12 protein-coding genes are annotated in these 14,257 nt (G+C 58.4%); 6 read left to right on the top strand and 6 right to left on the bottom strand.

The genetic code is table 11. The features are described 5' to 3' along the window. Positions 1-7 precede the first annotated feature (7 nt). Both BUB72_RS09555 and mce read right to left on the bottom strand, forming a co-directional pair. Complete coding sequence (locus BUB72_RS09555; protein WP_073143273.1) at positions 8-283, bottom strand: DUF1467 family protein; 276 nt, start codon at positions 281-283, stop codon at positions 8-10. Then, entirely contained in the window at positions 283-687 is a 405-nt protein-coding gene (mce, locus tag BUB72_RS09550) for a methylmalonyl-CoA epimerase (protein ID WP_073143270.1), read from the bottom strand. The genes BUB72_RS09555 and mce overlap by 1 nt, the downstream gene beginning before the upstream one ends. A gap of 169 nt (positions 688-856) precedes the next feature. Between mce and BUB72_RS09545 the strand changes: the two genes are divergently transcribed. Next, entirely contained in the window at positions 857-1,579 is a 723-nt protein-coding gene (locus BUB72_RS09545; protein ID WP_073143268.1) for a response regulator, read from the top strand. Here the strand turns inward: BUB72_RS09545 and BUB72_RS09540 are convergent. Further along, complete coding sequence (locus BUB72_RS09540; RefSeq protein ID WP_073143266.1) at positions 1,576-2,289, bottom strand: GNAT family N-acetyltransferase; 714 nt, start codon at positions 2,287-2,289, stop codon at positions 1,576-1,578. The genes BUB72_RS09545 and BUB72_RS09540 overlap by 4 nt on opposite strands. Positions 2,290-2,500: 211 nt before the next feature. Between BUB72_RS09540 and BUB72_RS09535 the strand changes: the two genes are divergently transcribed. Beyond that, entirely contained in the window at positions 2,501-2,689 is a 189-nt protein-coding gene (locus BUB72_RS09535; protein ID WP_073143263.1) for a hypothetical protein, read from the top strand. A 6-nt stretch (positions 2,690-2,695) separates the two neighbouring features. Here the strand turns inward: BUB72_RS09535 and BUB72_RS09530 are convergent, their stop codons facing one another. Both BUB72_RS09530 and BUB72_RS09525 read right to left on the bottom strand, forming a co-directional pair. After that, positions 2,696-3,925, bottom strand: coding sequence for a DUF1501 domain-containing protein (locus BUB72_RS09530; RefSeq protein ID WP_073143260.1), 1,230 nt, complete (start codon positions 3,923-3,925; stop codon positions 2,696-2,698). A 2-nt stretch (positions 3,926-3,927) separates the two neighbouring features. Next, positions 3,928-5,304 (bottom strand): DUF1800 domain-containing protein, encoded by a 1,377-nt coding sequence (locus BUB72_RS09525; protein ID WP_073143258.1) that lies wholly within the window; start codon positions 5,302-5,304, stop codon positions 3,928-3,930. 165 nt (positions 5,305-5,469) lie between these two features. Here BUB72_RS09525 and BUB72_RS09520 point away from each other — a divergent pair, with 165 nt between their 5' ends. After that, positions 5,470-5,946: a hemerythrin domain-containing protein gene (locus BUB72_RS09520; RefSeq protein WP_073143255.1), complete on the top strand. Its 477-nt coding sequence runs from the start codon at positions 5,470-5,472 to the stop codon at positions 5,944-5,946. A 37-nt stretch (positions 5,947-5,983) separates the two neighbouring features. On the opposite strand, the gene aspS is transcribed toward BUB72_RS09520, so the two are convergent. Continuing rightward, the gene (aspS, locus tag BUB72_RS09515) at positions 5,984-7,999 is read right to left on the bottom strand and encodes an aspartate--tRNA ligase (RefSeq protein ID WP_073143253.1); all 2,016 of its coding nucleotides are present in this window, start codon (positions 7,997-7,999) and stop codon (positions 5,984-5,986) included. A gap of 189 nt (positions 8,000-8,188) precedes the next feature. Here aspS and BUB72_RS09510 point away from each other — a divergent pair, with 189 nt between their 5' ends. The 3 genes from BUB72_RS09510 to BUB72_RS09500 all read left to right on the top strand — a co-directional run bounded on the left by BUB72_RS09510 (position 8,189) and on the right by BUB72_RS09500 (position 14,183). After that, the gene (locus BUB72_RS09510; protein WP_073143251.1) at positions 8,189-9,442 is read left to right on the top strand and encodes an SAM-dependent methyltransferase; all 1,254 of its coding nucleotides are present in this window, start codon (positions 8,189-8,191) and stop codon (positions 9,440-9,442) included. Between the two features lie 230 nt (positions 9,443-9,672). After that, positions 9,673-12,984 (top strand): carbamoyl-phosphate synthase large subunit, encoded by a 3,312-nt coding sequence (gene carB / locus BUB72_RS09505; protein WP_073143249.1) that lies wholly within the window; start codon positions 9,673-9,675, stop codon positions 12,982-12,984. A 5-nt stretch (positions 12,985-12,989) separates the two neighbouring features. Continuing rightward, positions 12,990-14,183 (top strand): DUF4062 domain-containing protein, encoded by a 1,194-nt coding sequence (locus BUB72_RS09500; protein ID WP_073143247.1) that lies wholly within the window; start codon positions 12,990-12,992, stop codon positions 14,181-14,183. The last annotated feature ends 74 nt before the right edge of the window (positions 14,184-14,257 follow it).

Genomic DNA, 14,257 nt, shown 5'->3' with positions numbered 1-14,257 from the left:
GGCGCGGTCAACTATCTGGACCGAACCGCTTGTAAAGGTTCATCGTGTCCGCATTGATGTAGCCATAAATGATCGCCAGACACAGCGGCACCCAGATCACGATCGTGATCATAGTGGTGATCGCAAATTTGCGTTTCATCCGCGGGTTCGCCGGTGCGGAGCGCGGCGTTCCGGGGGAAACCTCACCCATCTCGCTTTGGCTGGGTGTGCCGAAGGGCAGGACGCAAAACAGCACAAGAAACCAGACAACAGCGAACACCACGATGGCAGAGGTTATGGCCATCAGGCTTGCTCCAGCTCGACCAGGGTTCCGGTAAAGTCTTTCGGGTGCAGGAACAGCACCGGCTTGCCATGCGCCCCGATCTTCGGCTCGCCATTGCCCAAAACACGCGCACCGCTGTCTTTCAGGCGGTCACGCGCTTCGATGATATCGTCCACCTCGTAGCAAATATGGTGAATGCCGCCGGACGGGTTCTTGTCGAGGAAACCTTGAATGGGGCTGTTTTCACCCAGCGGATACAGAAGCTCGATCTTGGTGTTTGGCAGCTCGATAAAGACAACCGTCACACCGTGGTCAGGCTCGTCCTGAGGCGCGCCAACATTTGCGCCCAACGTGTCTTTGTACTGCGCGCAGGCCGCATCAAGGTCCGGCACTGCAATTGCCACATGGTTCAGTCTGCCGATCATCGCACTCTCCGTCAGGTTTCCGGTTTGGTTAGGGGGTTATGGCTGCGGCTCCGCGATGCTGCAAGCGGCATCAGGTGCGTAAAATCCGCGCTGTTCACCTTCTGTTAGCCACCAAGGGGCAAGCATGGACGCAGTTACCGACTCACCTTCTTGCTGCCGGAGGCCCAGAATGCCCGATGATACCGCTTTTATGACTCTTACTACCCATGCCACTGCCCAACGCCCGCTGCTGGGCCTCACCGTGCTTGTCGTGGAAGACAGCCGGTTTGCGTCCGAAGCGGTTCGACTGCTTTGTATCCGTTCAGGCGCGCGCATCCGCCGGGCCGACAGTTTGACGGCTGCACGCCGACACCTGCGTGTGTATCGACCTTCAGTCGTTGTTGTTGATCTGGGGCTGCCCGACGGCTCCGGCGTGGATCTGATCACGGAGGTTGCCCGCGACGGTAAATCCGTCAGACCTGTGATCATCGCCACAAGCGGCGCGGATGGCGACGGGTTGGCGGAGGCCGCAATCGCGGCGGGTGCTGACGAGTTCCTGCCCAAGCCGATTGCATCGGTATGTGCCTTTCAGCAAACAATCCTCAAGCACCTGCCCGAAGACATGCATCCAAACGGCCCTCGCCTGCTCAATCACGAAGTGGTCGTCCCTGATCCGATTGCGCTCAACGAAGACCTGTCTCATCTCGACGACCTGTTGGGGAGCGGCCTTGACGCGTTGCCCTATGTCGCGCCGTTCCTTCAAGGGCTTGCGCGGCTCACCAGTGACGAGAAACTGGCCGAGGTTTCCCGCAAGCTCACGCAAGCGCTTACACTCGGGGTTGGCCGCCGCGAAGCTATTCAAGCGACGCGCGATCTTATCCAGCAAAGGTTGAAGGTGCGCGAACTGGTTTAAAGGGCCGGATCGCTCGCCGCGCGCACAAGGCCGGTCAACGCGCCCAAGCGTTCGATCTGCTTGCCGTCGACGTCGAAATTTGACGGGGAAAGCCACGCGGTGAATGCCTCTTTCAATGCGGGCCACTCTGCGTCAATGCACGCGAACCACGCCGTGTCCCGATTGCGGCCTTTCACAACGGCCGCCTGCCGGAAGACGCCCTCGAAACTGAACCCGTAGCGTTGTGCCGCGCGGCGTGAACCCAGATTAGAAGCATCGCATTTCCATTCAAATCGACGGTACCCCGCATCAAATGCCCATTGCATCATCAAGAAAATCGCCTCGGTCGCAGCCACACTGCGCTGCAACTCCGGTGAAAAGTTGATATGCCCGATCTCGATTGATCCGGCCTCCGGCGAAATCCTGAGGTAACTCGCAACGCCGCTGAAATGCCCAGTGGCGCGGGGCTGGATCGCATAGAATACGGGATCATCGCCTTGCGTCACGTCGCGTGCCCATCTGTGGTAGGACGCCGCAGACGCGAAAGGGCCGTAGGGCAGATAATCCCAAATCGCATCGCTGGCCGAATTCGCCCTGTGCAAATCCGCGGCGTGCTGATCCGGCGCCAGCCGTTCAAGCCGGACATATGCCCCCTCCAGACACTCCGCATCAGGCCGCCGTGGCGCCACCCAACCGGACAGCGGTCGGGCGTCGTTGCTGCTCTTCGTCATGTCTTGGTCCCCAGCACATTTATCGACGCTATCCTAATCCGGATTGTGCGCTGTCCGAAAGGTTCAAATCTGCCTCAAACTACCGCAAATTGACCCATTTGATACCCGCTCCAAGACGCATTGATGCCATGTTTTAGGATCAAACCTGTCATCAAGCCCATCGGGCCCGAAGCTTCCTTCGGAACCCGTTTCAGGACTGGAGGAGTTTACGATGACTAAGATGTTCAAGAATTTTCTACGCACCGAAGACGGCGCTGCCGTTGTCGACATGACCATGCTGATGGCTGCACTGGTCGGTTTGGCACTTGCCGTGACAGCGTCTGTGTCCAATGGCATGGAAGACCTGACTGGCGATCTGTCCACGACCATGGTCAATCACGACGTAAATCCGGCTTTTTAAGTTGCGTTAAGCCAACAGGCCTGGATCATCTGCAAGGTTAAGCCCGGGGAACACCACCGTTCCCAGCGTCGTTTTGTCCAGCCCGTAGAGCCCGTGCATCAACCAGGCAATGTACGACCTGACATCGGAGGTCGGCATAAGGTCGCGCCGTGCGTAAAGCGCGGCTTCCTCCAGCCCCGGCCAGTCACCATAAACGCGCCCGCCGCGAATGGCTCCTCCTGCCAATATCATCGCACCACCCGTCCCGTGATCCGTCCCGCGCGTGCCATTCTCGCGTGCTGTTCTGCCGAACTCGGTGACCGCGACAACAGCGGTTTTGTCCCAGCGCGGCCCCAACTCGCTTCGCAAAGTTAGAATTGCATCCTTTAGATTTCCCAGAGCCCTAGTTATCCCGCGCGTCTGCGCGCGATGCGTGTCCCAGCCCCCCAACGAAAACGCGGCAATCCGCGCTTCCTCGTTCAACCGCCGCGCCGCAAAGCTGGCCAAAACCGACGCGTCACCCGCCGCACTCGCCGCCTTCACCGCGGCACGCATGTCGCTGCTCGACATGCCGAAACTATCGTCACTCGCCAACCCCAAGCTTTCCGCAATCGCCAGCGCATCCATGCTGGTGTCGTGAAACAGCGGGTCATCATGGTAAATCTCCTCCAACAGCAACCGCGCCTGAGGGGACATATCCAGACGCCCGTCCGGCGACCAGCTGGACACCGGCGCACGCCCGGACATCAGCTTCATTTCAGATCGCCCGATGGCAAACGCCGTCTCGGACCCCGCAGCGGGCAGCACCTGCAACATCCGGTTCAACCACCCGTCGCGGGCCTGTGCCCCGTCGACATCTGCGCCTGTCCCCGCCTCCAGCAAATCCTGCCCGTCAAAATGGCTCCGCTTGTCGCGATAAGGCGTGGATACCGCGTGCGCGACCGCAAGATCACCTTGCGCCCACAGTGGCATCAACTCGGCCAAAGCCGGGTGAAGTGCAAAAAAGCCGTCCAGTTCAGTGGCCGCGCTATCAAGCGACATCCCCAAGCCGGGGCGGTACTGCCGCAAAAGCGGGTCCCCTATCGGGCGCACAGCGTCCAAACCATCCATCGCCCCGCGCAGGATAATCACGACCAACCTGTTCTCACCCGGCGCTTGTGCAAAGGTCATGGGCGTCATCAACGGACTCGCCGCAGCGGAGCAACCCAACGCCGTTGCGCGCAACAAGAACCGCCGTCGGGACACTGCATCAGCCATCGCTATCTCCTTTGAAACGCGGGGGAGGCCAAAATCAGCCCGACCCCTTCGCGCCGTGTTTCAGCGGCGCGCGCCGCGAATGTGACCTTCTCGTCAGCCACATCCCCAAGCGCCGCCACAACGAAGCTCCGCGGATCGGGAAGGCTCCGAAATATCGCGGAGGGCGCGGCCATGGCCCATTGAATACGCGCCGCAAGCCCTTGCGGCGTGACCCATGCTTCGGCCTCCTCCGGCCAGCCATCGGGACCGCTGGGCCTGAACCATTGCTGCCCCATCGCGGTCATCGGCCCTGTCACATAAGCGCGCCGTTTCGAGCGGTTGAGTTGACGAAGCGATGCCGGTGGAACTTCCAGAACCCGCATCGCCGAGACAATGAAATCGACCGGCTGCTTTACCTTTTGACCAAAGCTCGTCCACGCAAACGGATGGTCTAGCATCGCCTCGTACACCGCCATCAACTCGCCACCTGTCGCAGCATAGGCGTCGGCCATGTCTGCAATCATGCCCTCGTCAGGCCTATCGGATGTAAAATGCACGGCCAGTTTGCGCGAAATATGCCGCACAGTGTCAGGATGCAGCGCGACATCATCCAGAAACGCCATGACGTCCTCGACCGCAGGTGGACCGCCACCATAACTCCGCCCCAACACCGTCTCGGCACCGGGCTCCACAATCTTTGGCCTGAAGACAAAACCGCGGCTGATCTCGGTCGTCATACCGGTCAGAAGCTCGGCCAATTGCCGGACATCGCCTTGCGCATATGCGCCGCCGACCCCCAACGTGTGCAATTCCAGCAACTCACGCGCAAGGTTCTCGTTCAATCCGCGACGCCCCTTGGCCCCGCGCGAGTTTGGCCCGACGGACGAGTTCTGATCCAGATAGTCCAGCATCATCGGGCTGGTCATCACCGCTTTCAGAAGGTCGGAAAACCGCCCCGTGATATGCGGGCGGATGGTCTCTTCTGTATAAGACGGCACCGCATTTCGGGTCAGGTTGTTCTTGCCCACGACGGTAAAATGATCAGCCCAGAACCGCGTCAGGCGTTCGCGAAACGGCTGCTCTGTCGTAATCGAGCGCGACAGCAAGGGGGCCAACGCGCCTTCAAGGTGCAGGTTCAACTCCCGCCGTGCTTGCTTGTAGGCCTTGCTCAATTCCTCTGCGTCAGAACCCTTTCGTCCCCGCCGCGCCACCTTTTGCAGCGTGCTGACCTTCGCAAAGGTGCCATACAAGTCGGACAGGGGTGTAATCGGAAACTCTTTTGCCGCCAGATCAGCCCCGCGCAACTGGTCCAACACGCCTTCCACAGACGCAGGCGCTGCGATCTCGGGTGCCAGACCTTCGCCAAAGCGAATGGCCGCAATGTCTGGGGTGAACGCCATCGGGCGGCTCTTTCCTCAAATTGGGTTGCTTCAGTTTAACGTATCTCTGACGCAAGTCCGTTGAAAAATAATTGACAGTTTCGTCCTGCGGCGCCTTGCCGCCGACAATCCGGGAACTTTCGTCAATGCTCCTGCGTTTTGCAGCGAACAGACAGGAGCATTCTCATGGCCGACATTTATACCCTCATCAAAAAAGACCACGACCACCACCGCAAATTGCTCGACACGATCGAAGACACCACCGGCGCGTCGGAAGACCGCAAAGCCGCGTGGGACGATTTCTATCACGACGTCAAAAGCCACGCCGCCGCCGAGGAAGAGACGTTTTATTCCAAACTCATCTCCAAGACATGGGGACAGGATGCCGCCCGCCATTCAGTCCACGAGCATCAGCAGCTTGACGATTTGATGGAAGAACTCAACGACATGGATATGTCGCAGGGCGCGTGGCTCACCAAGTTCAAAACCCTACGCCACGACTACGAACACCACATTGAAGAGGAAGAAGACGAGGTCTTCACCCGCGCCCGCGAAGTCATCCCCGAGTCAGAGATCAAGGGCTACGGCGAAAGGTTCACCTCCCGCAAAGCCGACGAGCGTAAACTGATCGACGAGAAGCGCGAAGACAGTCTGGAAGACTAAATGTCAGGCGATGCGCGAGCGTCTTCGCCCGCGCGCTCTAATCCTGTGGAATAACCCGCAGGCCCAATTCCATCAGCTGATCCGACATCGGCTCGCTTGGGGCGTTCATCATCAAATCTTCGGCGCGTTGGTTCATCGGGAACAGGATCACCTCGCGAATATTGGCCTCGTCGGCCAGCAGCATCACGATGCGGTCGATCCCCGCAGCACAGCCGCCGTGGGGCGGTGCGCCGTATTTGAACGCATTAACCATACCACCGAAGCGCTTGCGCACTTCCTCTTCGCCGTACCCTGCCAACTCGAACGCCTTGAACATGATCTCCGGCTTGTGGTTCCGGATAGCCCCCGAGATTAGCTCGTAGCCGTTGCAAGCAAGGTCATACTGGTAACCCAGCACGTCCAGCGGGTTGCCTTGCAGCGCCGCCATGCCACCTTGGGGCATCGAGAACGGGTTGTGCGAGAAGTCGATCTTGCCGGTTTCCTCGTGCGCTTCATACATCGGGAAGTCCACGATCCACGCGAAGGCAAAGCGGTCCAGATCGGTCAGTTTCAGCTCGTTGCCAATCTCGACACGCGCACGACCCGCGACGGCTTCGAACGAGGACGGCTTGCCGCCCAGGAAGAACGCCGCGTCGCCCACGCCAAGACCAAGCTGCTGGCGGATCGCTTCGGTGCGTTCCGGGCCGATGTTCTTCGCCAGCGGACCAGCGGCTTCCCATTCTCCAAAGTAAGCATCAAAAAGAAACTCTGCGCGTTCGAGATCTTCTCTTTCACGGCAGCGTTGAATTCGTTCAATTATCTCAGCTTTGTTTTCGTCGGAGATGGGCGTGGGTGGTGAAAAAGCTTCAATAACCTGCTCAAACTTTTTGAATCCTTCGTCGTCGCCTTTAATCAAAGAGTAGATTGAACCACCAAGACCGAACAGCGTCCCCATAGATTCTTCAAACTTACTTGGCTCAAAACCCTCACGCTTCCGCCAGAAGATATACCCCATCCCCGGCAACCCTTCCTTCTGCGCAAACGCATTCATCCGGTCACAGAACTTGCGCGAGCCACCTTTGGGCGCAGGAATGGCGCGGATTTCAGTTCCGTCCTGCTCCAAAATCTTGGCAAAGATCGCAAAGCCGGAGCCTTTAAAATGCTCCGACACCACCTGCATCTTGATCGGGTTGCGCAGGTCGGGCTTGTCAGTGCCGTACCAAAGTGCCGCGTCCTTGTAGGAAATCTGCTCCCATTCGCTGTCCACCTTGCGGCCGCCGCCGAACTCCTCGAACACGCCTTGGATCACCGGCTGGATCGTGTCGAACACGTCCTGCTGCTCGACAAAGCTCATCTCAAGGTCAAGCTGGTAGAAGTCCGTGGGCGAGCGGTCGGCACGCGGGTCTTCGTCACGAAAACACGGCGCGATCTGGAAATACTTGTCAAAGCCCGACACCATCAGCAGTTGCTTGAACTGCTGCGGCGCTTGCGGCAGCGCGTAGAACTTGCCCGGATGCAAGCGTGACGGCACGAGGAAGTCGCGCGCACCCTCAGGCGAGGACGCGGTGATGATCGGCGTCTGGAATTCCTTGAACTCCAGATCCCACATGCGCTTGCGCATCGACGCCACAACGTCCGAGCGCAGGATCATGTTGCGCTGCAACTTCTCGCGGCGCAGGTCCAGAAAGCGGTATTTCAGCCGCGTCTCTTCGGGGTATTCCTGATCGCCAAACACCATCAAAGGCAACTCGTCAGACGCCCCCAGAACTTCGATGTCGCGGATGAATACCTCGACCTCGCCCGTCGGCAGTTTCGAGTTCACCAGTTCCGGCGCGCGCGCCATAACATTGCCGTCAATGCGGATACACCATTCGGAGCGCACCTTCTCGACGTCCTTGAACACAGGGCTGTCAGGGTCGGCCAACACTTGCGTCACGCCATAATGGTCGCGCAGGTCGATAAAGAGGATGCCCCCGTGGTCGCGCACCCGATGCACCCAGCCCGAAAGGCGAACGTTGTCGCCCACATTGGCGGCGGTCAGGTCGGCACAGGTATGGCTGCGATATGCGTGCATGTTAGGGGCCCTCTTCGGCGTAAATCTGTATCGGCCCGATACACATGCCCGCGCCTGTAAAGTCAAGCAAACGGGGCGCAAATATGCTGTGCATGTCTATTTATTGACAACGCGGCGGGAATCCGGCCCTTTGCGCGCTAAATTGCCGGCGGCACGCGGCTTGGAACAAGAAACGGGAAAGCGACATCTATGTGGAACAGACTACTTGGCGCCTTGCTCAAGCAGCTCATCAAGCACGGCACTCTGACGGTTCAACTTAGCTCTGGCCCTACACTTAAGGCGGGCAACGGCGCGGCCCCTTCCGTGACGGTTCGCCTCACCGACGACACGCTCCCGAGGAAGCTTATCCTGAATCCGGAGCTGGCCATGGGCGAAGCCTATATGGACGGCACGCTGATCGTGGAAAACGACGACGTCCGCGGCCTGCTCACACTGGTTGTAAAAAATTTCCAAAACGGAAATTTACCATTTTCCCAGTCACTTGCGCGCAGCATCCGGATCGCGAAACGCAAATGGGACCAGTGGATTCCGCACGCGATCGCCAAGAAAAATGCCGAACACCACTACGACATTTCCACCCCGTTCTATTACCTGTTTCTGGACGAAGACCGGCAATATACCTGCGCCTACTATAAGGATCCGTCCTTTACACTCGAGCAGGCTCAGGTCGCCAAAAAGGCGCATATCGCGGGCAAGCTGCTGATCAAACCGGGTATGAAAATCCTTGATATCGGCTCTGGATGGGGTGGTCTGGCGATCACCTTGGCGAAAGAATACGGCGCACAGGTTGTCGGTGTGACGCTATCTGACGAGCAACGAAAGGCCGCGATTAAACGCGCAGAAGAGGCAGGCGTCTCGCATTTGGTCGAATTTCGGCTGCAAGATTACCGTGACGTCACGGAACAATTCGACCGCATTGTTTCCGTCGGGATGTTGGAACACGTAGGCCAGCCGCAATACCCGACCTACTTCCAACAGATCGAAAAAAACCTGAAGGAAGACGGCGTAGCACTAATCCACTTCATCGGGCGCACAGGCCCTCCCGGCAACCTATCGCCTTGGTTTCAAAAATATATCTTCCCGGGCGGCTACACCCCGTCCCTGTCGGAGGTCGTCACTGTGGTCGAGAAAACCAAACTGGAAGCCGCCGATATCGAGGTTTGGCGCACCCATTACGACCGCACACTGTATGACTGGTTGATCCGGTTTGAGGACCGCTTGGACGAGGTCCGCGCCATGGGCTACGACGAGCGTTTCATCCGCATGTGGCGCTACTACCTGATCGCGTCGGAACTCAGCCTGTCTGATATGCCACATGTTTTGTACCACGTGCAGCTGCACAAACATCAAACCACGGTGCCGATCACGCGGGACTATCTTTACGTGAACGGCGCACCAGAGCCGCATTCGGCCTTTCCGGACGGGTTTGTACCAAAAAAATAATGCGCCACGGGCAGTCAGACCTTCATGGAAAGTATGGCCCCAATTTCTCATCGAGAAATTGCCTCGCGCTGACCATATATTCCGCCGCTCCGTTCGCAGCGGGCAAAGAATCTCAAATCCCTTTCCTACATGCCCTTGCGCCCACTTGGTGGACTCCTTAAACCCACGATAATTTGTCCGCGTGGCCTTCGGGCCACGACAATTTGCGCAATGAAACTGGGGTCCGTGACATGCCGAAAAGAACCGATATCAAATCCATCATGATCATCGGCGCAGGCCCCATCGTTATCGGGCAGGCCTGCGAGTTCGACTACTCCGGCGCTCAGGCGTGTAAGGCGCTGCGCGAAGAAGGCTACCGCGTCATTCTGGTGAACTCGAACCCCGCCACGATCATGACCGACCCCGACATGGCCGACGCGACCTATATCGAGCCGATCACCCCCGAAGTTGTTGCCAAGATCATCGAGAAAGAGCGCCCCGACGCTTTGCTGCCCACCATGGGCGGCCAGACAGGCCTGAACACCTCGCTGGCGCTTGAAGAAATGGGTGTGCTGAAAAAATACAACGTCGAGATGATCGGCGCCAAGCGCGAGGCCATCGAGATGGCCGAGGACCGCAAACTGTTCCGCGAAGCCATGGACCGCCTTGGCCTCGAGAACCCGAAAGCCACCATCGCCAACACCATGCAGGAATGCATGGACGCCATCGAATATGTTGGCCTGCCCGCCATCATCCGCCCCGCCTTCACCCTCGGCGGCACCGGCGGCGGCGTGGCGTACAATCGCGACGACTACGAACATTTCTGCAAAACCGGCCTCGACGCGTCCCCCGTCAATCAAATCCTGATCGACGAGTCACTCTTGGGCTGGAAAGAGTTCGAGATGGAGGTCGTGCGCGACCACGCCGACAACGCCATCATCGTCTGCGCCATCGAAAACGTCGACCCGATGGGCGTGCATACCGGCGACAGTATCACGGTGGCCCCTGCCCTGACACTGACCGACAAAGAATACCAAGCCATGCGCAACGCCTCCATCGCCGTTCTGCGCGAGATTGGCGTCGAAACTGGCGGCTCCAACGTGCAATGGGCCGTGAACCCCGCCGATGGCCGCATGGTGGTTATCGAGATGAACCCCCGCGTCTCCCGCTCCTCCGCTTTGGCCTCCAAGGCCACCGGTTTCCCGATCGCCAAGATCGCGGCAAAACTGGCCGTAGGCTTCACGCTGGACGAATTGGACAACGACATCACTGGCGTGACACCCGCCAGCTTCGAGCCGACCATCGACTATGTCGTCACCAAAATCCCGCGCTTCGCCTTCGAGAAGTTTCCGGGCTCCGAGCCCTACCTGACAACCGCAATGAAATCCGTGGGCGAGGTCATGGCCATCGGTCGCACCATCCACGAGTCCATGCAAAAGGCGCTGGCCTCCATGGAAACCGGCCTCACCGGCTTTGACGAGCCAAAGGTCCCCGGCATGCCCACGCCCGACGCGCAGGTGCGCAAGGACCAGGACGGCACACGCATCCTTGTCGGCAAGGACGCCGCCGCGCAGGAAGCCATCGACAAGGCCCTGACCCGCGAGCTGGCCAAGCAAACCCCCGACCGCATCCGCGTCATCGCCCATTCCATGCGCTACGGCTTCTCCGACGACGAGATCAACCAGATCACCGCATATGACCCGTGGTTCCTCGCCCGTATCCGTGAAATCATCGAGGCCGAGGACGTCGTCCGCAAGGACGGCCTGCCCATGACCGAGGACGGGCTGCGCGACCTCAAAATGCTGGGCTTCTCCGACGCCCGCCTCGCCAAGTTGACCGGTCGCGACGAGCGGGACGTCCGCCGCGCCCGCCAGAACCTCGGCGTCAACGCCGTGTTCAAACGCATCGATACCTGCGCCGCCGAGTTCGAGGCGCAGACCCCCTACATGTATTCCACCTACGAATCCCCGATGATGGGCGAGGTCGAATGCGAGGCTCGGCCTTCCAATGCCAAAAAGGTCGTCATCCTCGGCGGCGGCCCCAACCGTATCGGCCAGGGCATCGAGTTCGACTATTGCTGCGTCCACGCCTGCTACGCGCTGACCGCGCAGGGCTACGAGACCATCATGATCAACTGCAACCCCGAGACGGTCTCCACCGATTACGACACCTCCGACCGCCTCTATTTCGAGCCGCTGACCTTCGAGCACGTCATGGAAATCCTCCGGGTAGAGTTGACCAACGGCACCCTGCACGGCGTCATAGTGCAATTCGGCGGCCAGACCCCGTTGAAAATCGCGCAGGCGCTGGCCGACGAGGGCATCCCGATCCTCGGCACCTCGCCCGACGCCATCGACCTCGCCGAGGACCGCGAACGCTTCCAGCAGTTGGTCCAGAAACTTGGGCTGAAACAGCCCCATAACGGCCTCGCCCATTCCGACGAGGAGGCCTTCGAGAAGGCCAAGGAAATCGGCTTCCCGCTGGTGATCCGCCCCTCCTACGTGCTGGGTGGCCGCGCCATGGAAATCGTGCGCGATCAGGCGCAACTCGAACGCTACATCTCGGAGGCCGTGGTGGTGTCCGGCGACAGCCCCGTGCTGCTCGACAGCTACCTGTCCGGCGCGGTCGAGGTCGATGTCGACGCGCTCTGCGACGGCGAATCCGTCCATGTCGCGGGCATCATGCAGCATATCGAGGAGGCCGGCGTGCATTCCGGCGACAGCGCCTGCTCCCTGCCCCCTTATTCCCTGTCCGACGACATCATCCAGCAGCTTCGCGACCAGACCAAAGCCTTGGCATTGGCCCTCAACGTGGTCGGCTTGATGAACGTCCAATTCGCCATCAAAAACAACGAGATATACCTGATCGAGGTCAACCCCCGCGCCTCGCGCACCGTGCCGTTTGTGGCCAAGGCCATCGGCTCCCCCATCGCGTCCATCGCGGCGCAGGTCATGGCCGGTGCCAAGCTGGGTGACTTCACCCTGATCGACCCGATCATCGACACTTTCGCGGTGAAAGAGGCCGTCCTCCCCTTCGCCCGCTTCCCCGGTGTCGACACGATCCTCGGCCCCGAAATGCGCTCTACCGGAGAGGTCATGGGCTCCGACAAGACCTTCCACATGGCCTTCCTCAAGGCGCAAATGGGTGCGGGCACCGACCTGCCGCTGAACGGCAAAGGCAAGGTCTTCATCTCCATCCGCAACGAGGACAAGACCCCCGACATGCTGGAGGCCGCGCGCGAGCTATCCGCCCTCGGCCACCCCCTCGTCGCCACCCGCGGCACCGCCGCGTGGCTGGTGGGTCAGGGCTTGGAATGCGAGACGGTCAACAAGGTCTATGAAGGCCGCCCAAACGTCGTCGACCAGATGAAGGACAAGATGATCTCGCTGGTCCTGAACACGACCGAGGGTTCTCAGGCCGTCGAAGACAGCCGCGAAATCCGCAGCATCGCGCTCTATGACAAAATCCCCTACTTCACCACCGCCGCCGCCGCCCACGCTTGCGCGTTGGCAATGAAGGCGCGGGTTGAGGGCGAGATTGAGGTTCGGGCGTTGCAGGGGTAGCTGACATGGTGAAAACGAAAACCGAAGTATCTGTTTTTATTTCTTCAACGTCAGAGATGGACGCTGAACGGGAAATTTGCCTTGAGGTGATTGATGACCTGAACCGTATCCGAGGACGAAATGAGTCTTTCATTCTAGCACCATTGAACTGGAAGCGGGATGTTTCCTCTGAATTCGGTGCTGCGCCGCAGCAGATTGTCAATTCTCAAATAGGTGATGAATACGACATATTTATAGGGTTCCTATGTTCACGTTTTGGTACACCAACGGAAGAATACGAATCTGGAACACAGGAAGAATTCGAACGAGCTATGCTTAGGAAGGCTTCTGAGCCCAATACGCTTGGTGTTTCGTTTTTCTTCAAAGACCCCCGAGAAGCAGAAGCACCGCCCAAGGCTCGTGAACTAGTGAAAATTGAAGATTTTCGGGAAAGTATAAGCGACCAAGGCGTTTTCAAAGACTTTCATGATGGACCAACTTTTCGACAACATGTCCAAGACGCCTTGAGCGATCATATTGACCGTATCCTCAGTTCCAAAGACAGCATCTCATCCAATTCCGCTAGGCGTTCTAATTCAGTAACTACACATACAACAGAGTTGGTAACTATTGATCAGTATGACCCTGACATTGGTGTTCTTGAACTGGTTGAGCTGACGCAAGAGTATGCGTCTTCCTTGGAAACGATTTGGACAGAAATTGGAGGTGCTACACAGCGCCTCGGGGAAAAGATCAAAGTTCGTACAGCAGAACTATCTGACCTTCCAAAAGACCTGAATGGGAATAAGGACCCTAAGAAAGTAAAACCCGTTCTGAACCGCATTGCGGCTGAGATGGATCGATATTCAGTTATTGTGGAGCGTTCGTTACCAGATCTAAGCAAACTTGCGCGTGATTTCGTCGTCGTTACGGAACGCGCTGCGCTTATGTCGAGCGAAGATGGGCTTGAAACTAAGGAAAACATCGAGGCTTTGGTTTCAACCTACGACTATCTGCGATCCACCTTGATGATTGCTATTGGTCAAGTCGAAGGGTTTCAAAATTCGATGTCATCAATCCCGAGAATGACAACTCGTTTGAATCAAGCAAGGCGCCGAGTTGAGACAACTACCAAACAACTAATTAGTAGCATGCGAGATTTTGAAACCAATCTTTCGCTAAGTTCATCATCGATTGTGGAAGAAATTGCACGTCACTAGCAAACCGTCGAGTGGGTGGTTCCGCGCCTCCGGCACGTAGTTCACCCACCCCCTCTGCACAACCTCAAATCCAT

Source organism: Litoreibacter ascidiaceicola, assembly GCF_900129235.1.
GTDB lineage: Bacteria > Pseudomonadota > Alphaproteobacteria > Rhodobacterales > Rhodobacteraceae > Litoreibacter > Litoreibacter ascidiaceicola.
Note: the sequence above shows the minus strand (reverse complement) of the source record. Positions and strands in the feature narration are given on the sequence as shown.